This window comes from Sphingobium sp. B1D7B, from assembly GCF_025961965.1.
Classification (GTDB): domain Bacteria; phylum Pseudomonadota; class Alphaproteobacteria; order Sphingomonadales; family Sphingomonadaceae; genus Sphingobium.
This window is the reverse complement of record NZ_JAOQOR010000001.1, coordinates 594205-617975: the sequence shown is the minus strand read 5'-3', so window position 1 is coordinate 617975 and position 23771 is coordinate 594205. Positions and strand designations below refer to the sequence as shown.

23 protein-coding genes and 1 tRNA gene are annotated in these 23771 nt (G+C 66.3%); 5 read left to right on the top strand and 19 right to left on the bottom strand.

Translation table 11 applies throughout. The annotated features are described in order from the left end of the window. Positions 1 to 12: 12 nt before the first annotated feature. The 3 genes from M2336_RS02885 to M2336_RS02875 form a co-directional block, all read right to left on the bottom strand. A complete protein-coding gene (locus M2336_RS02885) occupies positions 13 to 1329 on the bottom strand; it encodes an MFS transporter (RefSeq protein ID WP_264592542.1) in 1317 nt (438 codons plus the stop codon). A 148-nt stretch (positions 1330 to 1477) separates the two neighbouring features. After that, positions 1478 to 2149: an RlmE family RNA methyltransferase gene (locus tag M2336_RS02880; RefSeq protein WP_181561204.1), complete on the bottom strand. Its 672-nt coding sequence runs from the start codon at positions 2147 to 2149 to the stop codon at positions 1478 to 1480. Beyond that, positions 2149 to 3219, bottom strand: coding sequence for a Ppx/GppA phosphatase family protein (locus M2336_RS02875; RefSeq protein WP_264573889.1), 1071 nt, complete (start codon positions 3217 to 3219; stop codon positions 2149 to 2151). The genes M2336_RS02880 and M2336_RS02875 overlap by 1 nt, the downstream gene beginning before the upstream one ends. 158 nt (positions 3220 to 3377) lie before the next feature. Here M2336_RS02875 and M2336_RS02870 point away from each other — a divergent pair. After that, positions 3378 to 3451, top strand: a tRNA-Gln gene (locus M2336_RS02870). Positions 3452 to 3523: 72 nt separating this feature from the next. Here the strand turns inward: M2336_RS02870 and M2336_RS02865 are convergent. The 4 genes from M2336_RS02865 to ispG all read right to left on the bottom strand — a co-directional run bounded on the left by M2336_RS02865 (position 3524) and on the right by ispG (position 8239). Continuing rightward, positions 3524 to 4132, bottom strand: a complete 609-nt coding sequence (locus M2336_RS02865) for a LolA family protein (protein ID WP_264573888.1) — start codon at positions 4130 to 4132, stop codon at positions 3524 to 3526. A gap of 139 nt (positions 4133 to 4271) precedes the next feature. Further along, the gene (locus M2336_RS02860; protein WP_264573887.1) at positions 4272 to 6602 is read right to left on the bottom strand and encodes an FtsK/SpoIIIE family DNA translocase; all 2331 of its coding nucleotides are present in this window, start codon (positions 6600 to 6602) and stop codon (positions 4272 to 4274) included. 156 nt (positions 6603 to 6758) lie between these two features. Continuing rightward, on the bottom strand, positions 6759 to 7076 hold the full coding sequence (locus M2336_RS02855) for a hypothetical protein (RefSeq protein ID WP_264573886.1): 318 nt from the start codon (positions 7074 to 7076) through the stop codon (positions 6759 to 6761). Continuing rightward, on the bottom strand, positions 7073 to 8239 hold the full coding sequence (ispG, locus tag M2336_RS02850; protein ID WP_264571752.1) for a flavodoxin-dependent (E)-4-hydroxy-3-methylbut-2-enyl-diphosphate synthase: 1167 nt from the start codon (positions 8237 to 8239) through the stop codon (positions 7073 to 7075). The genes M2336_RS02855 and ispG overlap by 4 nt, the downstream gene beginning before the upstream one ends. A 252-nt stretch (positions 8240 to 8491) precedes the next feature. Between ispG and M2336_RS02845 the strand changes: the two genes are divergently transcribed. Further along, the gene (locus M2336_RS02845) at positions 8492 to 8767 is read left to right on the top strand and encodes a hypothetical protein (protein WP_264573884.1); all 276 of its coding nucleotides are present in this window, start codon (positions 8492 to 8494) and stop codon (positions 8765 to 8767) included. Here M2336_RS02845 and M2336_RS02840 read toward each other — a convergent pair. The 3 genes from M2336_RS02840 to lysA are packed head-to-tail and all read right to left on the bottom strand — an operon-like array spanning position 8764 to position 11804. After that, the gene (locus M2336_RS02840; protein ID WP_264573883.1) at positions 8764 to 9669 is read right to left on the bottom strand and encodes an SMP-30/gluconolactonase/LRE family protein; all 906 of its coding nucleotides are present in this window, start codon (positions 9667 to 9669) and stop codon (positions 8764 to 8766) included. The two genes, M2336_RS02845 and M2336_RS02840, sit on opposite strands and share 4 nt — an antisense overlap. Positions 9670 to 9718: 49 nt before the next feature. Continuing rightward, positions 9719 to 10489 carry a siroheme synthase gene (locus M2336_RS02835; protein WP_264571755.1) on the bottom strand — a complete coding sequence of 257 codons (771 nt, stop codon included), beginning with the start codon at positions 10487 to 10489 and terminating at the stop codon, positions 9719 to 9721. Positions 10490 to 10541: 52 nt separating this feature from the next. Further along, a complete protein-coding gene (lysA, locus tag M2336_RS02830) occupies positions 10542 to 11804 on the bottom strand; it encodes a diaminopimelate decarboxylase (RefSeq protein ID WP_264573882.1) in 1263 nt (420 codons plus the stop codon). Positions 11805 to 11956: 152 nt separating this feature from the next. Here lysA and msrP point away from each other — a divergent pair, with 152 nt between their 5' ends. Genes msrP through M2336_RS02815 form a run of 3 tightly spaced genes read left to right on the top strand, consistent with a single transcriptional unit; the run spans position 11957 to position 14467 of the window. Beyond that, positions 11957 to 12895, top strand: coding sequence for a protein-methionine-sulfoxide reductase catalytic subunit MsrP (msrP, locus tag M2336_RS02825; protein ID WP_264573881.1), 939 nt, complete (start codon positions 11957 to 11959; stop codon positions 12893 to 12895). Positions 12896 to 12899: 4 nt separating this feature from the next. Then, positions 12900 to 13547 carry a sulfite oxidase heme-binding subunit YedZ gene (locus tag M2336_RS02820; protein ID WP_264573880.1) on the top strand — a complete coding sequence of 216 codons (648 nt, stop codon included), beginning with the start codon at positions 12900 to 12902 and terminating at the stop codon, positions 13545 to 13547. Positions 13548 to 13579: 32 nt separating this feature from the next. Further along, positions 13580 to 14467 (top strand): CHAD domain-containing protein, encoded by an 888-nt coding sequence (locus tag M2336_RS02815; RefSeq protein WP_264573879.1) that lies wholly within the window; start codon positions 13580 to 13582, stop codon positions 14465 to 14467. Between the two features lie 5 nt (positions 14468 to 14472). Here the strand turns inward: M2336_RS02815 and galE are convergent, their stop codons facing one another. The 9 genes from galE to M2336_RS02770 form a co-directional block, all read right to left on the bottom strand. Next, positions 14473 to 15480: a UDP-glucose 4-epimerase GalE gene (gene galE, locus M2336_RS02810; RefSeq protein WP_264573878.1), complete on the bottom strand. Its 1008-nt coding sequence runs from the start codon at positions 15478 to 15480 to the stop codon at positions 14473 to 14475. Between the two features lie 155 nt (positions 15481 to 15635). Next, a complete protein-coding gene (locus M2336_RS02805) occupies positions 15636 to 16691 on the bottom strand; it encodes a mannose-1-phosphate guanylyltransferase/mannose-6-phosphate isomerase (RefSeq protein WP_264573877.1) in 1056 nt (351 codons plus the stop codon). 95 nt (positions 16692 to 16786) lie between these two features. Then, positions 16787 to 17773, bottom strand: a complete 987-nt coding sequence (locus M2336_RS02800) for a type II secretion system F family protein (protein ID WP_264592541.1) — start codon at positions 17771 to 17773, stop codon at positions 16787 to 16789. Positions 17774 to 17788: 15 nt separating this feature from the next. Continuing rightward, entirely contained in the window at positions 17789 to 18784 is a 996-nt protein-coding gene (locus M2336_RS02795) for a type II secretion system F family protein (RefSeq protein WP_264573875.1), read from the bottom strand. A 46-nt stretch (positions 18785 to 18830) separates the two neighbouring features. Then, positions 18831 to 20120, bottom strand: a complete 1290-nt coding sequence (locus M2336_RS02790) for an AAA family ATPase (RefSeq protein ID WP_264573874.1) — start codon at positions 20118 to 20120, stop codon at positions 18831 to 18833. 1 nt (position 20121) lies between these two features. Beyond that, positions 20122 to 20781: a CpaD family pilus assembly protein gene (locus M2336_RS02785; protein ID WP_264573873.1), complete on the bottom strand. Its 660-nt coding sequence runs from the start codon at positions 20779 to 20781 to the stop codon at positions 20122 to 20124. Between the two features lie 16 nt (positions 20782 to 20797). Then, positions 20798 to 22246: a type II and III secretion system protein family protein gene (locus M2336_RS02780; protein WP_264573872.1), complete on the bottom strand. Its 1449-nt coding sequence runs from the start codon at positions 22244 to 22246 to the stop codon at positions 20798 to 20800. Position 22247: 1 nt separating this feature from the next. Continuing rightward, entirely contained in the window at positions 22248 to 23219 is a 972-nt protein-coding gene (gene cpaB / locus M2336_RS02775) for a Flp pilus assembly protein CpaB (RefSeq protein WP_181561222.1), read from the bottom strand. A 55-nt stretch (positions 23220 to 23274) separates the two neighbouring features. Next, positions 23275 to 23748, bottom strand: a complete 474-nt coding sequence (locus tag M2336_RS02770; protein ID WP_181561223.1) for a prepilin peptidase — start codon at positions 23746 to 23748, stop codon at positions 23275 to 23277. Between the last annotated feature and the right edge of the window lie 23 nt (positions 23749 to 23771).

The window sequence follows — 23771 nt, the reverse complement described above, 5'->3', positions numbered from 1 at the left end:
GGAGCGTCGCTCCTAAAGCGCCCGATCTGGCGGTAGCACCGCCGGGCCGGGTTCGCGCAGATGCGGGTCCGGGTTCATGTGCAGGCGCGGTCCTTCGTCATCCCAGATGAAGCGCAGGTTGCGCACGCGGATCAGATAGCTGAGGCCAATCGCTGCGGAGAGAAAGCCCGCCGCGCCCCCCACGCCCATCGCGGCCCGCGCGCCATAGGTGTCGGCGACCCAGCCGATCAGCGGCGCACCCAGCGGCAGGCCGCCCAAGGTGATCGCGACATAGATGGCCATCACCCGCCCGCGCATCGCCCGATCCGTCGCCAACTGGACGAAGCCGTTGGATGAGGTGAGCGAGGTCTGCGCCGCAAGCCCCACGCCGATCAGCACCAGTCCAAACAGGATGTAGCTCGGCGAGAGCGCGGCGGCGGTCATGAAACAGCCGAACAGGAAGGTGCCGATGACCGCGTGATGCATCCGGGGCCGGTCGCGCCGGGCGGTCAGCAAGGCGCCGGTGACCGAGCCGATCGCCATGATGGAGGTCAGCAGGCCATATTCGCTGGCACCCTGCTGATAAACGGTCGCCGCCATCACGCTGATGAAAATGCCGAAGTTCATGCCCAGCGTGCCGAAGAAGAACAGCATCAGGAACACCGTGCGAATGTCCGGTCGCCCGGCCACATAGCGAAAGCCGTCGAGCAGCCGGCTCACCCCGCGCGGCTGCGCCGCCGCATAGGCATGCCGTGTCACCCGCACGTTGAGCAGGCCGGTGGTGACGATCAGGTAGGACAGGCCATTGATCACGAACACCCAGCCCGTGCCGACCAGCGCGATGCACAGGCCCGCCAGTGCCGGGCCGATCATGCGGGCGGTCTGGAAGGCCGTGCTGTTCATGGCCACCGCGTTGCCGATGATCTCGTCCCCCACCAGATCAGAGACGAAGCTGTGCCGCGCCGGCGCCTCGAACGCCATGCAGCACCCGAGCGCAAAGCCGAAGATGTAGACGTGCCAGAGCTCCGCCAGCCCCGAAATGATGAGCGCGCCAAGGCTGAGCGCCAGCAGGGTCTGGAAGCACTGGATCGTGATGAGCAGCTTGCGCCGGTCGACATGGTCGGCGACCGATCCGGTCACCGCCACAAGCAGCACTTGCGGCAGGAACTGCAGCGCGGTGAGAATGCCGACCGCGCCGGCGCTATGATCGGTCAGTTCGGTGAGCACCAGCCATGTCTGGGCCGTGCCCTGCATCCAGGTGCCGATGTTGGAAAAGAGATTGGTGCTGACCCACAGCCGGAAGTTGCGGTTGGAGAGGGAGCGAAACATGCCATTGCCGCCTGACCTCATGCCGCCTCCTCTATCCTGTTCCGGCACAACGCCCGACGCGGCGTCTGGTCGCATGTCCATGCGGGTGAGCGACGCTGCTTGCCCGCGCAGTGGCAGGCCAGATCGCGCTAGTCCCCTTGTGCGGTCCGGGTCAACCGCACAACCGTCTTTATGGCGCCTGCCGGCCCTTGAACCCCTGCGCGACGACGAACCACTCCACCGACCCTTTGCGGCTGGATGGCGGCTTGGCGTGCTTGACGGTGCGAAAGGCTGCCTTGAGCTGGCGCAGCAGGCCATCATCCGTCCCGCCGGCAAAGACCTTTGCGACGAAGGCGCCGCCGGGCCGCAGAGTCTGCATCGCGAAATCGGCGGCCGCTTCGACCAGGCCCATGGTGCGCAGATGGTCCGTCTGCTGGTGGCCGACCGTGTTGGCCGCCATGTCCGACAGGACCAGATCCGGCGCGGCGCCCAGCTCCGCGATCAGTTGATCGGGCGCTTCGTCTGCCATGAAGTCCATCTGGAGCAGGGTCACATCGGGCAGCGGCTCGATGGGCAAGAGGTCGATGCCCACGACCTTCGCTTTGGGCAGCACCTTTCGCACCACCTGCGTCCAACCGCCCGGCGCCGCGCCCAGATCGACCACATGGCGGACATCCTTGAGCAGGCCGAACTTCTCGTCCAGCTCCAGCAGCTTGTAGGCGGCGCGGCTGCGATAGCCCTCCGCCTTGGCCCGCTTCACATAGGGGTCGTTCAGCTGGCGTTGCAGCCAGCGCGTCGATTGGGCCGTGCGCCCGCGTGCCGTGCGCACGCGCGTGCCGACAGATTTGTCACCTCTGGCCATTATCCCAGGTCCCGGCTTGAGGCGCTGTCCGTCAGCGCACGGAGAATCCCTTCGCGAATACCGCGATCGGCGACGCCCAGCCGGTCTGCCGGCCAGATGTCGAGGATGCTTTCCAAGATGGCGCAGCCCGCCACCACCAGATCGGCGCGCTCGTCGCCGATGCAGGGCTGGGCGATGCGCTCCGCTATGCTCATGGTGGAGAGGCGGCCGGCGATTTCCCGCATGGCATCGGCCGGTACGGTCAGCCCGTCGATCGCCTTGCGATCATAGCGCGGCAGGCCCAGATGGACGCTGGCGAGCGTGGTGACAGTGCCGGACGTGCCGAGCAGGCGCACCGGCCCGGTCTTGGGCAGCCGCTCGGCAAAGGCGGCAAAAGCCTCGCGCATCCGCCGGAGCATTTCGGCATAGGCGGCGGCTCGCTCGCTGGCGGTGTCGCCATGGCCCGCCACAGCTTCCGCCAGCGACACGACGCCATGCGGCGCGCTGTGCCAATCGACGATGCGCAACTGATCGCCATCGCCATCGAGCAGCACCAGCTCGGTCGAGCCTCCGCCGATGTCGAAGATGAGCGCCGGGCCTTCGCCACGTTCCAGCAGCGCCTTACAGCCGAGGACCGCAAGCCGCGCTTCCTCGCGGGGCGAAATGATGTCGAGCATGATGCCGGTTTCGCGCTGCACCCGGTCGACAAAGGCGCGCCCGTTTTCTGCCTGCCGGCAGGCTTCGGTCGCAACAGAGCGCGCCAGGACCACGCGGCGGCGGCGCAGCTTCTCGGCGCAGACGGAGAGGGCGGACAAGGTGCGGTCGATCGCGGCGTCCGACAGGCGCCCGGTGGCGGAAAGGCCTTCGCCAAGGCGCACGATACGGGAAAAGGCGTCCACGATCACGAAGCGGTCGCCATCCGGCCGCGCAATGAGCAGGCGGCAATTGTTGGTGCCGAGGTCGAGCGCAGCGAGATTGCCGCGCGGCAGCGGACGATTGAAGGATCGCGCCTTCTGTTTCGCGCTCCCGGCGGACACTAGTGTGCCGGGCTCCTGCCCCATGCGCGGCGCGGGCGTCGCCTTATGCGCCATGACTTCTTGACCTTCTCTTCCGGCGGGACTTCCGCCGGGACTTGCCACCACGCTAGACGTGCGTGGCGGGCGACGCAAGGTGGCTGCCATGCTCCGAACGATGAGGGTGGAAAATCGCCTTGACCGCAGGCAGTCCGCGCCCTATCTGCGCCCGCTCTTGCCCCGTCGTCTAAAGGTAAGACTACGGACTCTGACTCCGTCAATCGAGGTTCGAATCCTCGCGGGGCATCCAGCTTTTCAGATCATCGCGACCGTGTCCGCCCCTTTGGGGGTGGCGCGGCCGGTCGTCGGTTTCGCGGCCGGATCAGCGCGGGCCGCGGGTTCCGCGCGGGTCGCGCCAGCGGAAGGCCGAATCGGCAATGGGCGCGCCATATTTGAGATTGCTCAGGCGAATATTGGTGCGATTGCCCTGCGCATCCAGCGCCACCCAGCCATAGAGGGAGAGCCCACCCGGCACGCCTGCCTTGCGCGTGAAGATGAGCGTGATCACGCCATATTCGGGATGCTGGGGATCGCGAACCTCGACCGAGACGACGCGCGGATCGCCGGTGTCGACGATCTTGCCGTAGCGGGTGATGTCGCGCTTGGGGTCGAGCAACGCGCCGAGCGGTGAATTGCGGATCGGCCAGCGCTGCACCTGCGCAACCTGATAGTCGATCATGTAGAGCGAGCTGCCGTCGGCAACGATGAGCAGATCGCCGGCGCCATAATCGAAGCGGATCTTGCCCGGCTGCTTCCAGAGCAGCTTGCCGTTCTGCACCTGCCCGTTGCGGTCGGTCTGGGTGAAGTCGCCGCTCAGCGTGGTGATGCCGCGAACCGCCGTGCTGACGCTCGCCAGATCGCTCGACCGCGCGGCTTGCGCAGCAACCGGGCTCGCCGGCACCAAGGCCGGTGCCGCGAGCGCGCTGAGCATCAGAGAGAGCATGGCGGAACGTCGAGTGAATTTGGGAAGTCTGATCATCGCGCCCGGATAGGTCCCTGCCGTTGAATATCCACTGAATGCCGCGCGCCGCAGCGCGTTCCCGCGCCGGGGGCGGGGCAACGGGCCGCCCTTACTTGGGATTGCCCATTTCGTCGCGCAGCACTTCCCGGCGGCCGACATGGTTGGGCGCGCCGACCATGCCTTCATTTTCCATCCGTTCGATCAGGCGGGCCGCGCTGTTATAGCCGATGCGCATCTGGCGCTGGAGCCAGCTGGTCGAGGCCTTCTGGTTCTCGAAGACGAGCTGGCAGGCCTTGCGGAACAGCTTGGCATCGGCGCTGTCATCGCCGAGATCGACGCCATCGAGCGCGAAGCTGCCATCCTCGGGCTCCTCGGTGACCGCGGAAATGTAATCTGGCTGGCCCTTGGAGCGCCAATGGTCGGCGACGCCGCGCACCTCGTCATCGCTCACGAACGGGCCGTGGACGCGCATCAGGCCCTTGCCGCTCGCCATGTAGAGCATGTCGCCCTTGCCCAGCAGCTGCTCGGCGCCCTGCTCGCCAAGGATGGTGCGACTGTCGATCTTGGAGGTGACGAAGAAGCTGATGCGGGTCGGCAGGTTTGCCTTGATGACGCCAGTGATGACGTCGACCGAGGGGCGCTGGGTCGCGAGGATGAGGTGGATGCCGGCGGCGCGCGCCTTCTGCGCGAGGCGCTGGATCAGGAATTCGACTTCCTTGCCCGCCGTCATCATCAGGTCGGCCAGCTCGTCGACCACCACCACGATCTGCGGCAGCGGCTGATAATCCAGCTCCTCCTCCTCGTAGATCGGCTGGCGGGTCTGCTCGTCGAAGCCAATCTGCACGCGGCGCCCCAGCGACTTGCCCTTGGCACGGGCGCCGCGGACCTTCTCATTATAGCCGGCGAGGTTGCGCACGCCGATGGAGGCCATCATGCGATAGCGATCCTCCATCTGCTCGACCGCCCATTTGAGCGCGCGGATGGCCTTGGCCGGCTCGGTGACGACCGGGGAGAGCAGATGCGGAATGTTGTCGTAGATGCTCAGTTCCAGCATCTTCGGGTCGATCATGATCAGGCGCAGATCGTCCGGCGTCATCCGGTAGAGCAGCGAGAGCAGCATGGTATTGAGGCCGACCGACTTGCCCGAGCCGGTCGTACCCGCGACGAGCAGATGCGGCATACCGGCGAGATCGGCGATGACCGGCTCACCGAAGATGTTCTTGCCGAGGATGATGGGCAGGCCGCCCTTCTGCTCGGCGAACTGCTGGCTGGTGATGAGCTGGTGCAGCACCACGGATTCACGGTCAGCATTGGGCAGCTCGATGCCGATCACCGTCCGTCCCGGAATGGTGGCGACGCGCGCCGAGAGCGCGGACATGTTGCGGGCGATGTCGTCGGCGAGCTGGATGACGCGGCTGGCCTTGATACCGGGTGCCGGCTCCAGCTCGTACATGGTGACGACGGGGCCGGGGCGCACCTCGGTGATCGCGCCCTTGACGTGGAAGTCATCGAGCACGCTTTCCAGCAGCCGCGCATTACGCTCCAGGCCGGGCCGGTCGATCTTGCTGACCGCGCTGGCAGGCGCGGGCGACAGCAGGTCGGGAGAGGGCAGCGCGCCATTGCCGAACAGATCTTCCTGTCCTGAGACGGGGCCGAACGCCTTGGGAATGGCGGCGCTGCTCGGCGACTGGATGGTGATCGGCTGGCGGGGTGTGGTGTCCACCGGGCGGCGTGGTTCCGCCTCGCGTTCGGGGTGCGGGTCGCGTTCGGGCTCGGCGACATCCAGGCTGCCAGCTTTCGCCGTTCGCAAGGAGCCAAGGCTGGAGAGCAGCGGCAGGGCGGGGCGGGCGAGATGCCAAAGCGGCTTTTCGAGCGCGAGGCTGCGGACCCACAGCCACAGGCCGGACGCAATGAACGCCGCCAGCAGTAGCCATTGCAGAATGAGGTCGGCGGTTTCGCCGAGGCGCGCGGTCAGGGCCGTGAGGCCGTGGGCGAACAGGAAGCCGATGACGCCGCCCCAGCGGGCCGGCAGCCCGACCAGCGGTTCGGGCTGGGCAATCCACAGGCCGGTGCCGATGAGCAGCAGGCCGCCGATGCATTTGGCGATCTGCCCCCGCCAGCCGCTCATGTCCGCATCGGCCCACAGGCGCCGCGCGAAGACGAGGATGAAGGGCAGCAACAGCAAGGCGGGCAGGCCAGCAAAGGTGAAGAGAATGTCTGCCGCCCAGGCGCCGGCGACGCCCATCAGGTTGCGCGTCTCCGGCCCGGCAGCGGTGTTCAGCGCCTGGTCGCTCACCTTGTAGCTGAGCAGTGCCAGCAGCAGAAACAGCGCCAGCGCGTACAGCCCTACCGAGCCAGCAAAGGTGCCGATGCGGATCAGGCTCCGGCGCAGCATCGCCTGCCATTCGGGGGTCCGATTCATCGGTGCCCGACTTGCCATTGCCACTCACTCCTTCGTCCGGCGCGGCGGGGTCACGCACGCGCCGTGCCCGAAATGTTCCGCGCGGCGACAATCCTCTTTCAGGGACTCGGCGTCAAGAGTCCCCGGTTTTTCGGCATGCTGGGGGCGCTACGGCCGACGCCGAGACTGCGAGCCTCACCGGCGAGGCGTCTCCCCGGTGCGAATGGCATTTCCGATTTCCAGCGTGTCGATCCGCAGCCGGCTGATCCGGGCCTGGCCAATGCGCAGCCGCCCGATGGCGAGCGTGCCGATCGCAATCGCGCCCATGGCCAAGGCACCCAATGCGAAGGCGCCGACCGCAATTGCGCCGGTCGCTGAGGCCCCCGTCGCCCTCGCACCGGTTGCCACCGCACCCGTGGCGCTGGCGCCGGTGACGCGCGAGGCAGCCTGCGTCTGCGGAGCGCGCAGATCACGGCTCGGCGCGGACGGGGCCATGTCGGGCCGGTCGGTCATTCGGCCGCCACGGCGCTGGCATTGCCAGCATCGCTCATTTCGGCCTCAAGCTTGGCCGCTTCGATCTCGGCCGCCTTGGCTTCCACCAGCGAAACGATGTGGTCGATCATCTGGGCATCGTTGATGTGGTGATCGGTCACGCCGGAGAGGTAGACCATATGTTTGCCATTGCCGCCTCCGGTGAGGCCGATGTCCGTCTCCCGCGCTTCGCCGGGGCCATTGACCACGCAGCCCAGCACGGAGAGCGAGATTGGCGTGTTGATGTGCTGAAGGCGGCTCTCCAGTGCCTCGACCGTGCGGATCACATCGAAGCCCTGCCTTGCGCAGCTCGGGCAGGAGACGACGCGGACACCGCGTGTGCGGATGCCGAGCGACTTGAGGATTTCGTAGCCGACACGCACTTCCTCTTCCGGCTCGGCGGAGAGCGAAACGCGAATGGTGTCGCCGATGCCGGCCCAGAGCAGGTTGCCGATGCCGATTGCGCTCTTCACCGTGCCGCCGATCAGCCCGCCGGCTTCGGTGATGCCAAGGTGCAGCGGGCAGTCCACCGCGTCGGCAAGCTGCATATAGGCCGCGACGGCCAGGAACACGTCGCTCGCCTTCACCGCGACCTTATAGTCGTGGAAGTCCTGGTCCTGCAGCAGCTTGATATGGTCGAGCGCGCTCTCCACCAGCGCCTCGGGACAGGGCTCGCCATATTTCTCCAGCAGATCCTTTTCGAGGCTGCCGGCATTCACGCCGATGCGGATCGCACAGCCATTGGCCTTGGCGGCATCCACCACTTCCTTCACGCGCGCGGCAGAGCCGATATTGCCGGGGTTGATGCGCAGGCAGGCCGCGCCCGCATCGGCGGCTTCCAGCGCGCGTTTATAGTGGAAATGAATGTCCGCGATGATCGGCACCTTGGCCGCGCGGACGATCTGCTTCATCGCCGCCGTGCTCTCCACGTCCGGGCAGGAAACCCGGATGAGGTCGACACCGGCCTCCTCGCAGCGGCGGATCTGGTCGATCGTCGCCTTCGCATCGTGGGTCGGCGTGTTGGTCATCGTCTGCACGGTCACCGGCGCGCCGCCGCCGACCGGCACGTTGCCGACCATGATCTGGCGGCATTCGCGCCGCGCAATGTCGCGCCACGGGCGCAGGCCGGGATTATGCTCTGACATGATTGTCCTTGGAGAGGGGGCGTGTCCGGGGGTCGGTCATCATCCCGGCGCTTATAGCCCCGCTCTAGGGCAGAGGCGAGGGGGGATTGCGCGGATCAACCCGCCGCGGGGGGCACGGGACGCACCCGTCGCAAGTCGCCATCATGGCGCGCGCGGTAAATCGTCCCGACAAGAGACAGATGCGCCGAGCCGTTGGCACAGGCAGGAACCCGCGAACGCGCGGGACGTTTTCATCGCCGGAAGGATCGTGACATGGCGCATTCACCTGTGCAGGCTTTGAGCTCTGCCGTTCGTCACCCGGGCATTCACGTCAAACCATTCGATGGCACGGCCATTGGCGCGCGCTACGAGCCAGGCAAGCTCAATCACTGTCCCGATTGCGCCAGCACCCAATGGTATGTCGGACGCGTCAGCGCCCAATGCGCCGTCTGCGAAACGGCGCTGCCGCTCGCACAGGCCTGCTACGCGACCAGCCCACCGGTGTTCGTGACCCGCTTTGCCAAGCGAGCCAACAAAGCCCAGGCTTAGCCGCCAAAGGGCGCCTCGGGCAGACCCGGCACATCGATGGGGAAGCTGAAAATCGCGCCCGCATGCGGCTCGCGCGCCAGTGCCGTCTCGTCCAGCCCGGCCCGCGCCGTGGTGACATAAGCGGTGCGCAGATCCTCCCCCCCAAATGCGATCATGGTCGGCCGGCTGACCGGCAGTGTCACCGTCTGGAGGAGTTCGCCCTCGGGCGAGAGCCGCACCACCCGGCCACCCTCGAACAGGGCGCTCCAGTAACAACCCTCCGCATCGAACGATCCGCCATCGGGGCGCCCGGTGCCGTGCTCGAACTGGTGAAGGATGCGACGGTTGGAGAGCGTGCCGCTCGCCGGATCGGCATCATAGGCGCGCAGGGCGTGGCTGGGGGTGTCCGCGTGGCAGAAGGTCGTCCCCGACGCATTGAAGGCAGCCGCGTTGCAGGTGAGCATGCCGCTTTCGATCAGGTCGATCGCCCCGTCCGTGCCGACGCGATAGAGCGCGGCATCATGCGCACTCTTGGCCATGTTGACGCTGCCCACCCAGAACCGCCCGGCCGAATCCGTCCGCCCATCATTGAAGCGCAGGTCCGGCTTGCCCGCGAGGATCTGATCGCCAAAGGGCTGCGGCTCGGAGCCCCAGTCGGCCAGAATGGCGAGGCCGTCCTTCATCGCCAGCAGCAAGCCACCGGCCGCGCGGAAGGCGAAGCAGCCGACCGGCTGGGCGAAGGCGCGCATCTCGTCCGCCCCAGTTTCTGGGTCGAAGCGGTGCAGTTCATTGCGCAGGATATCCACCCAATAAAGCCGGCGCTCGGCTGCGTGCCAGCGTGGCCCTTCGCCAAGTGCGGCGCGGGCATCGAGCGCGACCGATACGGCGGGCGAGGCTGCGGGGGCGGAGGGATGTGACGTCATGAACGATCTCCTGAGCCGGTATTCCCGGCGCTCACGGCGGAAAGGCCTATCAATCCTCGGCCGGGACGAGCCAGACGGTCAGCCCCGGCAGTTCGGGCGGGGCTTCTTCCGCGCTGAGCGGCAGGCGTTCCGCGTCGGCGCGGGCGCGGGCGAGAATTGCGGGCGGGGTGTCGGGCGCGAACAGGATGCGGTCTGCCTGGCCGAGCGTGCGGGCTTCCCGAACCGTCAGGTCATCCGGGTCGTCCGAGCGCAAGGCGATGACATGCACGGCGCGGGAGGCCGGCGCGATGCGCGCTTCCAGCCACGGGTCCACCGCAGGCGTGCCGAAGGGGTCGAGCATGCCGCCCGGCGCCAGCGCCTCGCCAAGCGCGCGGCGGCGGTCGCGGGCATCGGGCCAGGCCTCCCGCATTGCGACCTTGGCGGCATTGAGCGCGCTGGCGAGGGCGCCGAGCCGGGCCGGGAGGATCGTCTCCAGCCGCTGACGCAAGGCTGCGGCCAGCCCTGAGGAGGCGCCGCCCGTGGAAACGGCGATCAATACCGGATCGCGGTCGACAATGGCGGGGGTCGTGAAATCGCACAGCGCCGGCCGGTCGACGACATTGACCAGCAGTCCGCGCGCCTTGAGCCGGTCTGCGGCGGCTTGGGCGGCTGTTTCATCCTCCAGCGCCACGAAGGCGATGCGGGCAGTGGCATTCTCGTCCGCAACCGGCACGCCGCCGGCCCGCTCGATCAGCCGGCGCTTGGCGTCCGCGGCCTCCCCAGTGCCAAGCAGGATGACCGGCTGGCCCGACAGGATGACGAAGAGCGGAAGGCTGTGCATGGCGCTCTCCTAGCCGGTCCTGGCCCGTCCGTCTGCCCCTTGCGGCCGATGCTCAGTCCTTAAGAAAATCCGGCAGGCGCTCGGCGGCGATGATCGCCTCGGGCATGATGCGGTCGGCAACGACGGCGAACTGGTCGCCATCCACCATCACTTCGGGCACCAGCGCGCGCGAATTGTAGGTGCTGGCCATCGTTGCGCCGTAGGCCCCGGCGGTGCGGAAGATGCCGAGATCGCCGGTCTTCACCACGTCGATATCGCGGGCCATGGCGAAGGTGTCGCCGCTCTCGCAGACCGGGCCAGCGATGTTGGCCACGATCCGCTCACCGGTCGGCGCGACAGCCTCGAAATCGTGAAAGGCATCGTACATGGCGGGCCGGGCGAGATCGTTCATGGCCGCATCGACAATCACATAGGGGCGGATGACGCCGGGCTTCACCCAGATGACGCGGGTGAGCAGCACACCGGCATTGCCGACGATCACGCGGCCCGGCTCGAAATAGAGCGTGACGTCCCAGCCCTTGGTCGCCCGCTCCACCATTGCGCCATAATCGGCCGGCGTCGGCGGCACCTTCGTACGCTCATAGGGCACGCCCAGGCCGCCGCCCAGATCGATGCGGTCGATAGTGTGGCCGGCCTCGCGGAGTTCGCCCATCAGCGCGCCGATCTTGCCATAGGCGGCTTCAAGGGGGGCGAGGTCGAACAACTGGCTACCGATGTGCGTGGCGATGCCGCGCAGGTTGAGGCCGGGCAGGGCGCAGAGCCGCTGGAAGATGCCGCCCGCCTGATCGATGGCGACGCCGAACTTGTTTTCCTTCATGCCGGTGGAAATCTTGGCGTGCGTGCCGGCATCGACATCCGGGTTGACGCGCAGCACGGCATCGGCGGTCTTGCCCATCGCGGCCGCGATCTCGGCGAGAACGGCGCCTTCCTCCTCCAGCTCGATGTTGAACTGGCCGATCCCGGCTTCCAGCGCCGCGCTCAGCTCGGCGCGGGTCTTGCCGACGCCGGAGAAGACGATGTCCCCAGCCGGCATCCCGGCCGCCAGCGCGCGCTGCATCTCGCCGCCCGAGACGATATCCGCGCCATAACCCTCGCGCGCCAGCACGCGCAGCACGGAGAGATTGGGGTTGGCCTTGATGGCAAAGGCGATGTGCTTGCGGGGCAGGCCGGCCAGCGCCTCGCGGAACACGCGGGCATGGCGCTCCAGCGTGGCGCGCGAATAGATGTAGACCGGTGTCCCGACGGCCTCGGCAATCGCCGCCATCGGCACGTCCTCGGCGTGCAGCACGCCATCCTTGTAAGCGAAATGATCCATGATCTGCGCCCCTAGAGGCTGGTGCGGCGGATGGAAACCGGCTTTTGCGTCTGGCGGGAGGGGTTTATTGCCCCTTCGGCCATGGGCATGTTCATTGCACATGCAGCCAAGGGCAGGCATTGTTCCCGCTCTGGGGGCAGGAGAGTCTTGCCATGCTGATCCGTCAATCTGCCGACCTGACCGAAAACGACGTCACCGATGAAGCGCTGTATCTGCGCCGGCGCGAGTTCATTGCCGGGGTGGCCGGCATCGGCGCCGCCGGACTGATCGCGCCGGCGGCGATGGCGGCGGATGCGCCCGCGACGGTAAAGTTCTCGCCCAACAAAATGAAGATCGACGAGACGCTGACGCCCTTTGCGGACGTCTCAACCTACAATAATTTCTACGAGTTCGGCACCGACAAGAGCGACCCGGCGGCGAATGCCGGCAGCCTGCGAATCGCGCCCTGGACCGTCACCGTGGATGGCCTGTGCCAGAAGCCGCGCAAGTTCGATATTTCGGACATCGTGCGCCGCTTTCCGTTGGAAGAGCGCATCTACCGGATGCGCTGCGTCGAGGCGTGGTCGATGGTCATTCCATGGATCGGCTTTCCGCTCTCCGCGCTGCTGCGCGAGGTGGAGCCGCTCGGCAGCGCTAAATATGTGGCTTTCCAGACCCTCAACGATCCCAAGCAGATGCCCGGCCAGCGCCGGAACGTGATCGAATGGCCCTATCGCGAAGGCTTGCGGCTGGATGAGGCGATGAATCCCCTCACGCTGCTTTCGGTGGGCCTCTATGGCCGCCTGCTGCCCCGCCAGAACGGCGCGCCGATTCGCTTGGTCGTGCCGTGGAAATATGGCTTCAAGGGCATCAAGTCGATCGTGCGGATCACGCTGACCGACCGCCAGCCGCGCACGAGCTGGCAGATGCTCGCGCCCGACGAATATGGCTTTTACGGCAATGTGAACCCGGATGTGGATCATCCCCGCTGGTCGCAGGCGCGTGAGCGGCGGATCGGCGAGCTGCTGCGCCGCAAGACGCTGCCGTTCAATGGCTATGGCGATCAAGTTGCGAGTCTCTATCGCGGCATGAACCCCAAGAAGCTTTACTGACGGCATGACCAGGAAGACGCGCGATCGCCTGATCTCGGCACTGGTCTGGCTGCTGTGCGTGGCGCCCCTACTGCTGTTCGTCTGGCAGGGCCTGACCGATGGGCTGACGGCCAATCCCATCGAATATGTGTTGCGCGAGCTGGGCCTGTGGGGCCTGCGCTTCCTGTGCATCACGCTGGCGATCAGTCCACTGGCCAAGGTGCTCAAAATGCCGGCGCTACTCCGTTATCGCCGCCGCATTGGCCTGTGGGCCTTCGCCTATGTGGCCCTGCATCTGATCATGTATGTGGCGGTGGACCAGCAGTTCGGCTGGTCGTTCATCGTCGCGGATATCGTCAAGCGGCCCTACATCACCATCGGCATGGCGGCCTTCGTGCTGCTGGTCCCGCTGGCGATCACCTCCGCCAATCGCATCCGGCGCAAGATGCGCGTGCGCGCATGGCGGCGTTTGCACCAGCTTGTCTACCTCATCGCGATCATGGGCGTCGTGCACTATTTCCTGCTTGTGAAGGCCGATACACGCTCGCCGCTGATCTACGGGGGGATCGTGGCGGCGCTGCTCGGCTGGCGAGCGGTCATGCGGCTGCGCGCAGGGAGTGCGCGGCCGGCTTCCGCCGCATCCCAGCTGGACCAGCCTGCCCCGAGTCTTTAGCGTCAAGCCCGTCACGAGGGGGTGGGCGCGACATGCCGTTTCGGTTCAGATCGTCCGATACATCCGTGGAGGAGGGTTTCCGCCGGATCGCCTGTGAGCGACTGGACGAGGCCCTCGCTCTCCTTCGCAGCGGTGAGGCGCTGCCCGCTCGGACCGTTCATCAGCTGCGACGGACCTGCAAGGCGATGCGCGGCCTGCTGCGGCTCGTCCGCCCCGCCTTTCCAGCCTATCAAACCGAAAATGCCGCCTTCCGGGATATCGCAGCAATGCTTTCCGGCGCGCGGGACAGCGCGGTGCTGATCGAGACGCTGGATAGCCTGATCGATGCGGACGAGGCGCGCCAGGATTGGGCGATGCTGCGGTCACATTGGGCAGCGCCGGGGCATGGTGCTGCCGGGGCTATGGCCGAGCAGATCGAGTCATGTCGGGCGCCGTTGCTCGCAGCCCGCGTCCGCGCGCCGACATGGGCGCTCACCGCGCGGGGCGAGGACGCGATCCTGCCGGGCTTGCGCAAGACGTATCGGCAGGCCCGGCAAGCGATGCGCGCGCTCGAGGCCATCGCCGGAACCCCCGCTGCTGCGCAAGCCAGTCATGCATGGCGCAAGCACGTCAAATATCACGGCCAGCATATCCGCCTTCTGAGCCGGTTGAACCCGGACCTCGCGAAGCGGCGCCTCGCCAGGACCGATCGTCTCGGCGACCTGCTGGGCGACCGGCACGATCTCGACATGCTGATCGCGCGCCTGCGTCAGGATGGTGGATTGCTGTCCGACCCTGCTGCGGCGGCGCAACTCGCAGCCCTGGCGCACCAACGCGCCGAGGCTCTTGCCCGCAAGGCTGCCCGGCTGGGCGAGGCGTTGTTCGCGGAGAAATCCTCAGACTTCGCCGCGCACTGGGCTATCCCGCCGCACCGGCGCTGAACCGCTCAGCTGTCGCCGCGGATGTCCGAGAGCTTGCGCTCCCATGCCAGCGCGTGATCGACGATGGTGTTGAGATCCGCATAAGCGGGTTGCCAGGGCAGCGTGGCCTTGATGCGGCTGTTATCGGAGATGAGCGCCGGCGGATCGCCAGCGCGGCGGCCTTCGATGCGGCGCTCGACCTTTCGGTTTGTGACCCGGTCCACGGCGTCGAGCACGTCGAGCACCGAGAAGCCGCGACCATAGCCGCAGTTCATCGTCAGATTGCGCTCCGGCTCGGCCATCAGGGCTTCCAGCGCCAGCACATGCGCGGCAGCCAGATCGCTCACATGGATATAATCGCGCACGCCCGTGCCATCCGGCGTATCGAAATCCGTGCCGAACACTGCGACGCTCTCGCGTTTGCCCAGCGCCGCTTCCACCGCGACCTTGATGAGGTGGGTCGCGCCCGCCGTCGACTGGCCGGAGCGCCCCTGCGGGTCCGCGCCGGCGACGTTGAAATAGCGCAGCGCGCAGAAATTGAGCGGATGGGCCGCGGCGACGTCCGCCAGCATGATCTCGGTCATCAGCTTGGACATGCCATAGGGATTGATCGGCTGCTTTGGACTGTCTTCGCGCACCGGGCTTTCCTTCGGAATACCGTAGGTGGCGGCGGTGGAGGAGAAGATGAAGTGCGGCACGCCGGCCTGCACCGCGGCCTCGATGAGGGCGCGGCTGTTGGCGGTGTTGTTACGGTAATATTTGAGCGGATTTTCAACGGATTCAGGGACGATGATGGAACCGGCGAAATGCATGATGCCCTTGACGCCATGCTGCCGCAGCACGCCTTCCATGAACGCGGCGTCGCCGATATCGCCTTCCACGAACGCGGCTTTCTCATGCACGGCCCAGCGGAAGCCGGTGGTGAGATTATCGACCACGACGACCGGCCATCCCCCATCAACCAGCGCCAGCACGGCGTGGCTGCCGATATAGCCGGCGCCGCCGGTGACGAGGATGGTGGGCTTGTCGGTCATCGGATTGTCCTTGCTGCGTGGGGCCGCCTTGCCACGAGCGTGTTGCGCTTGGAAGTGCCCTTTGCCGCTCTACACGAACTGCGCGACAACCGGCAGGATGATCATCAAGGCCAGGACGATCAGCAGTGCCCGCAGCCAGTGCGGGCGGGCGCGATTCATGACCGCCCCGACCGCTCACTCAGCGCCGCGACAGCCTTGCGGACCTCCTGAGAGCGCCCGCGCGGGAGGATGACGATCTCGTCGCCCGACGCGATGACGATCAGGTCCTCCGCGCCGACGACCGTCACGGCCGGGCCATCGCTGCGGATCAGGCAGCCCTTGGCATCAATGGCATAGGCGGCGCCCTGCAGGGCATTGTCCGCCTCATCCTTGTCGGCAAGGTCGTAAAGCGCATCCCAACTCCCCACGTCCGACCAGCCCATGCTGACCGGGACGCAGGCGACCTTGTCTGCCCGTTCCATGACGGCATAATCGATCGAGTCGGACGGGCATTGCGCGAAGGCTGCGGCATCCGGCAGAATCGCGGCGCCCTGGCGGGTGGCTGCCGCCATCGCCGCGCGCGCAGCGGCCAGCATCGCGGGCTGGTGCGTCGCCAGTGCGGCCAGAAAGTCGCGGGCGCCGAACAGGAAGATGCCGGCGTTCCACACATGCCCGCCCTGTGCGAGCATCTGTGCGGCGCGGGTTGCGTCAGGTTTTTCGACAAAGCGGCTGACGGTGTTGACGCCCGCAGCCAGTTCGTCCCCGAGCGCGATATAGCCAAAACCGGTTTCCGGTGCGGTCGGTTCGATGCCGAAAGTCACGAGCCAGCCATCGGCGACCAGCGGCCGGGCGCGCTCGATGGCGGCATGGAAAGCCGGGACGTCAGCGATCACATGATCGCTCGGCATCACCAGCAGGGCGCTGTCGCTCTCTTCCAGAGCCAACGCCGCCAGCGCGATGGCGGGCGCCGTGTTGCGGGCGCTCGGCTCGAGTATCAGCGTCAACTCGGACCCCGCCTGCTTGCGGATGATCTCGGCATGGGCCGCGTTCGCAACAACCAGGGGCGTCGCGCCGCCTTCGAGACCGGCTACCCGGCCCAGCGTCAGCTCGAACATGGTTTCCGGCGCCGTGAGAGCGATGAATTGCTTGGGATGCTCGCTGCGGCTGACCGGCCAGAGCCGCGTGCCCGATCCTCCCGAGAGGATGACCGGCGTGATGATCTGAGCGGGCAATGACGGTCTCCTGATAGTCCGTGCCAAATGGCGATTCTGGCCCTAGTGGCGCAGGGACGGCCTGACCGCAAGGCGGCCCGCAATGTAACCTGAGGTTACAGCAACGCTTTCTTGATGGAGCAGGCCGCCGGGCCGAGGATGACGACGAACAGCGTCGGCAGGATGAACAGGATCAGCGGGATGGTCATGATCGCCGGCAGGCGCGCCGCTTTTTCCTCGGCGCGCATCATGCGCTCATGACGGAATTCGGCGGAGAGGATGCGCAGCGCAGAGGCCAGCGGCGTGCCGTATTTCTCGGTCTGGATCATCGTGGTGACGACACCCTTGAGCGCCTCGACATCCACCCGCTCGGCCAGATTCTCGAAGGCCATGCGCCGCTCGGTGAGGAAGGAGAGCTCGATGGAGGTGAGTTGAAATTCCTCGCCCAGTTCGGGATAGGCCGAGCCCAGTTCGCGGGCGACGCGCGCGAAGGCGGCGTCTACGGTCAGGCCGGCCTCGGCGCAGATCACCAGCAGATCGAGCGCATCGGGAATACCCTTGCGGATCGCATCGGAGCGCTTGGTGACCTTGTTGCCGACATAGAGGTCCGGCGCCTTGTAGCTGAGCAGCAGGGCCCCGGCGAAGGCGCCGAACTTCTTGAGCGGCCCCCAGTGCGGCCAGAGGTCAAGACCGTAGATCAGCAGAGCCGCCGAGCCGCCCACGGCGATCGGCAGCACCAGCCGCGCGAAGATGACCGCGATAGCATATTCCTTGGAGCGGATGCCGGCTTGGGCGAGCTTCTTCTGCGCATCCCGCAACTGATCGTCCTGCAGCACCTTGAGCGAGGACAGGAAGCTCTGCATCCAGTCCGTCGTGTCGCTCTGGTGGACTATCTTGGTCCGCCGCTTGGACGGGGCAACGATGATGCCGGCCTTGAGCTGCTCGCGGCGATCGTTCAGCGCCCGCAGTCGCCGACCCATCGGGTTGCGCACGGTCGTAGCGGCGTAGAGCGCGACCAGCACGGCGAAGGTCGCCATGGCGGCAAGCAAGGTGCCGAGATCGGCTGCGGTGAGGCCAAAGAGCGTGGCGCCGGTGGATTGCATGATCGCGCGCTCCCCTCAGATCTCGAAGCTGATCATCTTGGCCATGATGAACACACCGATGCTCATCCACATCATCGCGCCGATGGCGATGACCTGCATCAGGCTGAGGCCGAACACGCCATTGGGATCGCCGATGAAAAAGGCCGACATATATTTGAAGTTGATCCAGCTGATCAGCCCGAAGACGATGAAGGGCAGAGCGCCGATGATGTAGGCCGATGCCTTGGATTCGGACGACATGGCGCGAATCTTCAGCTTCATCTGCGCGCGCTGGCGCAGAACGTTGCTGAGGTTGGCGAGCGTTTCGGCCAGATTGCCGCCCGTCTCGCGCTGGATGTTGATGGTGATGCAGAAGAACTTGAATTCCGCCGTGCCGAGGCGGGCGGCGGTTTCCTGCAGCGCCTGGTCCATCGACTGGCCGATCTTGATCCGCTCGGTGATGAGCTTGAATTCCTCACCCACCGGCCCGGGGATTTCCTGGCTGACGACCATCATTGTCTCGCCCACCGGCAAGCCAGAACGCAGGCCGCGCACGAGCAGGTCGAGCGCGTCAGGGAAATTGGTAGTGAACTTGTTGACCCGCCGCGCAATCAGCCGACCGACGACGAAATGCGGAATCCCGAAGCCGATCGCAATCGCGACGAGCACCGACAGAAGAAACGAATAATCGCGCAGCACCATGATGGCGAGCACGCCAATCGCCAGCGCGACGGATGTCGTGACATATTGGCTGAGCGTCCATTTCTTGCCCGTCATGCGCAGTCGGGTGGCGAGCAGTTCCGGGTTCGGGATCAGCGATGTGAACAGATGCCCCTGATCGAGCCCCCGCGCGGCAATCGCCTTGCGCATCCGCGCTTCGATCTGGTTGCTCTCGCTGCTTGCATGGCGCCCACGAATGGCGGCGATCCGGCGGCTCCCGACGCGGTCGGCGGACGGCCCGGAGAGGGCCATGACCAGCAAGGCGATGGCCATCGCCGCGAGCAGGATCAGCAGGAGAAGCTGGCTATTCATCAGGGTCTCATCCAGTTACGTCTTGCTCGCAGGCGCTTGCGCCGCGTCAATCATTGCCCGGCACAGGATCGGCATCCATCTTCTTCTTCGCCTTGCCGGGGATCTTCACCTCCAGCAGCCGGCCGATCAGCGATCCGCCGCTCTTGCCTTTGGCGCCCGTCTCGGCGAGGTCTGCCGAGTTCAGTCGGTTGCTCAGATCGAGCAAGGCCTGGCCCAGCTTGCTGGAGCGGCCGCTTTCCGCTGCCGTCTTGCCCAGCTTGGCCGCCTGGGCGGTGACCTTGGCGTCATAGGGCAGCACCACGTCGATGGCCCGCTCGATGCTCTGCTCGAAGTCCTTGCGGGTGATCTCCGCCACGCCGACCTGCACCTTGTTGGCGGCTACGATCACCTGCGATTGCGGGGCGTTCGTCTTGAGCCAGGAGAGGATGCGGATGGTATCGCGCGCCGCCGCGAGCGTGAAGTCGGTGACCAGCACGATGGCGCTGGATTCATGGATCAAATGCGGGTGCTGGACCAACATGCCACGCGGCATATCCACGAACGTCCATTCGAAAGCAGACCGCAGCTCTTCCTCCAGCTGGAAGTAAGCCGATCCGTCCGTCAGCAATGGCTGGCTGATCGGCGCTTCGGCCGAGAGCACGGCCAGCGTTTCGCTGGCGCGGACCATGGCGCGCTCGATGAAGAGCCCGTCGATGCGGCTGGGATTTTCCACCGCATCAGTGAGGCCGCGCCCCGGTTCGAGATCGAGCGCGAGGGCGCCGGTGCCGAAATGCACGTCGAGATCGAGCAGGGCCGTCGAGCGCTTGCCGCGCGCGCTGGTGAGATAAGCGAGTGACGTGGCGACAGTGGAGGCGCCGACGCCCCCGCGCGCGCCAACGACAGACACCATCATGTGCGCCCGCTCACTCGCCACCTCTGCCTTGGGCGTCAGGAAGACCGCCTGAGCGCCGGTGAGAATATCGCGCATGGTGTCGACGGCGAGCGGCTTGAGCAGATAATCCTGCAGGCCGCTGGCGACGAGATCGCGGTACAGGCGCACGTCGTTCACCTGCCCCGAGGCAATCACCACCGTGCCCGGCTCGCAGACCTCCGCCAGACTGTTGATGTCGGTGAGCGGGTCGGCCGATTCGGAGAGGTCGACAAAGAGGATGTTGGGGCTTGCGGACATCGAGAGCGACTGCACAGCGTTGCGCAGCCCGCCCTTGTAGAGCTTCTCGGTGGGCCAGCCCATCTCCTGCACCGCCGTCCGCAGAACCTCGAGGCTATGATCGTCGCAGACATAGGCGTGAAACGCATCGCGGCCATGCGGTCCGCCGGCTTTCCAGGGTGCGTTCATCTCACTTGCCTCCCACCGACATGCCCTGCAGGCCGCCGGCGCCCGTCGGGGCCGTCTCCTGATAGGTCTTGATGGCTTTGCTGTTCACGACATTGGTGACGTCCAGGCCGCCCTCGCGCCCTTCCACCAGGTCGCGCGGATCGGCGACCATGGCTGCGAGGTTGGTGGCCATGGCACACCCATAATTGTCGCTCAGGCCGCCACTCAAATTGGCTTCCGCCTTGTCCCGCCATGTCGGGCAGCCCGGCACGCTGGCGACCGAGCGGCTGACCACGACGCGCAGGCCGCCGATGGGCGGTGCGCCTGCCGTCAGTGGCGCCTCGCCATCCACGAGCAGACCGTAGCGCCCCACGACCTGCGTCACGCCATCGCGCAGCGCCAGAGAACCGCTGGTATCGCCGGCGAGCGTCACATGGTCGCCATAGCCAAGGCCAAGGGCGTTGAACCAGACGGTCAACCGGCGCTCGTCCATGCGGCTGAGCGTGCCTGCGCCGTCCGGGTTCAGGTCGAAGACGAAATCGGTGCGCTCGACGACCGGTTGATGCACTGGCTCGACCCCGCGATTGACCTCGCGGGAGCGGGCATCGGCGGACTGGCCGATGAGGGCCAGCGCCATCAAGGTTGTGGTGCCGGCTGCGCGGAAGAAGCTTGTCTTGATCATCTCTCGTCCTTCCACCTCAGAAGCTGAAGCCGGGTGCGGCATTGCCCGAGCGCGCGGCGACGCTGCCCTGCTCGACCGTCTTGGGAGGCAGGGGTTGCGGCGTGGGCCGGGCATCGCCGGATCTACCGTCGTGGATCTGACCACCCAGAATGCGTTGCGCGTCATCGGCACTGCGATAACCGTCAGTCGGCAGCGCGATCTGGCGCGCGTCGACCGGGCGCACGAGATAGGGCGTGACGATGATCACCAGCTCGGTTTCCTGGCGCCGATAGCTCTGCGACTTGAACAGATTGCCAAGAATGGGGATGTCGCCCAGGAACGGCGTCTTCTCGATCGTGTTGCCGCTCGCCGTGGAGAGCAGGCCGCCGATCATGAAGCTCTGGCCCGAGCCCAGTTCCACGGTCGTCTCCGCGCGGCGGGTCTGGATGCCGGGAATGTCGAACCCACTCACGCGCACCGCCGAGCTGCTGTCGAGCTGCGAGACCTCGGGCCGCACGCGCATCGAGATGCGGCCATTGGCAAGCACCGTGGGAGTGAATGCCAGACTGACGCCATATTGCTTATATTCGACGCTGACCTGCTGCTGGGTCGCGATGGGGATCGGCACCTCGCCACCCGCGAGAAAACTCGCCGTTTCGCCGGAGAGGGCCGTCAGGTTCGGATTGGCCAGCGTGACCGCCAGGCCCTGATTCTCTGCGAGATCAAGCGTGCTGAGCACGTTGAGGCCGAGCAGATTGCCCGCGAAGGCCATGGACGTGCCATTCTCGATGACGTTGAACTGGCCCGTCGCCAGCGAGCCGGGGTTGCCCCGGCCAATGCCGAACTGGAAGCCGCCCGTCGTATCCTGCGTAAGGATGTTAAAACCGAGCGATTTCGTGAAGTTCTTGTTCACTTCCGCAATGCGGACCTGCAGGTTGACCTGCAGCGGCGTCGCGGTGCGCAGTCGGCTGACGACGTTGGTGTCGGCGCCCGAGAAGGCCTGGACGAGCCGCTGGACCTCCGCTGCGTCTTCCGGCGCTGCGACGGTGCCGGTGAGCAGCACCATGCCGTTCATGGTGTTCACCTGCACGTCCGATTCGGGCATGGCGAGGCGGAGCATCTGGTCGATGCTGGTGATGTTGTTCCCCACCCGCACGGCATTGGCGTAGAGCATCTTGCCGTCGCGCGCGGTGATGAACACGTTGGTTTCGCCCGATGCCTTTGCGATCAGATAGACCTGCCGCTGCGAGCGGACATGCACATCGACCACATTGGGGTTGGCGATCACCACGTCGGTGAGATTGGCCGGCAGGTTGATCACCCGGCTTTCGCCAACGGCCAGCAGCAGCGTGCCGTCGGTCTTGGGCGCCATGGTCGCCTGGGCATGAAGGGCCGGCGCCACGGTAGCGCTGACGGTCAGGGCGAGCGCGGTGGCAAGAACGCCGGTCGCGGTGCGCGCCATACGGAGCCTAGACGGGCTGCTCATCTCACTTGCTCCCCAGCTCGACATTGGTGACCGCCGTCCCCCGCGCCACGCGCACCATCGGACCATTGCCGGACGGCGCGCCCGAGGGATCGATGGGCTTGGCGGGAACCGTGCTGCGCTGATAGCGCGAGACGTCGGCACCGGTGGAATAGGTGGAGCGGCCATCGACCGGCCGCGCGGCGGTGATCAGCGTGTTGCCGCCATTCTCGGCATCCACCGCATCGATGTCGCCGGAGGCCAGCGCGGCTTCCAGCTCCTGCGTGTTGTCCGCCAGCGAGCGCAGCGCCAGCGACAGGGCACCGACAGTCTGGGCGACGCTGATCTTTTCGGCCATGCGCGGCGTGACTTCCATGGTCACGTTGGAGAATGTCCGCACCACCGGATTGCCCGATTCGTCGAGGGCGTTGGTGCGTTGATCGGTCGCCAGCACGCGCAGGTTACGCAGGATGGTCTCGGAGACCTTGAGGGGCGGGCCGTCGCCGCCGCCAGGCACGCTCTGCGTGAGAACCAGATCGACGCGATCACCGGGGAAAACAAAACCGGCAACGCTGCTCTGCACCGAGACGGGCACCGTCACGGCGCGCATGCCGGGGCTGAGGGCTGCGGCGAGAAAGCCGCGATCGCCCGGCTTGATCAGCGATCCCTGCGTGACCGGCTGCCCAGCAGCAATGGCGGTGCGCACGACCGCGCCCACCATCTGGGCCTCGTCGGCTTTCCCCTGAATATAATAGGCGTCCTCGACCAGTTCCTTCGGCCAGGGCTGGAAGCGATAGGCATCCGGCCCGACGATCGTCCCGACCGGCAGCGGCTTGGTCGCCACCAGCACATGCGGCATCTGCGCGGTATCGGGCATGGCCGATGCCGTTGCCTGTGGCGATCCCCCGCCGCTGGTGAACATGGACCGGGCGAGAAACGCCGCCGCCACCGCTATGATCAACGCGCCAGCAAGCAGCGCGATCTTCTTCGGTTCCATTTCGAAACTCGCCTCCAGTCGGCGGAGCCACCCCCGGCCCCAATCCGCGTGATCATTAAGTCAAATGGTTAAGATAGCGTTCGCCGAGAACCCAAAGGCCCGCGAGCGCAATGGCGACGCCGTAGGGGATCTCCGGCTGGCCGATTCGGCGCGTCGTCCGGTGGTGGACGACGGTCACGATGGTGACGAGGCCGCCGATCAGCGCCATGACGATGATGAGGGTCGACATTGCCGCCAGCGGAAGCCACAAGGCCAGCGCGCCAAGCATCTTGACGTCGCCCCCGCCCATCATGCCGAGCGCGAACAAGCCCGTGAACAGCAGGAAAACTGCGGCGGCCAGGCCGATTTGCAGCAGAACGTCAGGATAGAAGGACAGGCCATTGGCCCACCACCAGCAGGGCGCGAGCAGCGCGATGGCCAGATTGAGTCGGTTGGATATGATTCGGCTGCGCAGGTCCGTCGTCGCTCCCCATATGAGAAGCAAAGCCAGCATGGCGCTGAGCGCTGTCGATATCCAGACACCCGACATGATGGGGCACGACTAGAGTGTAC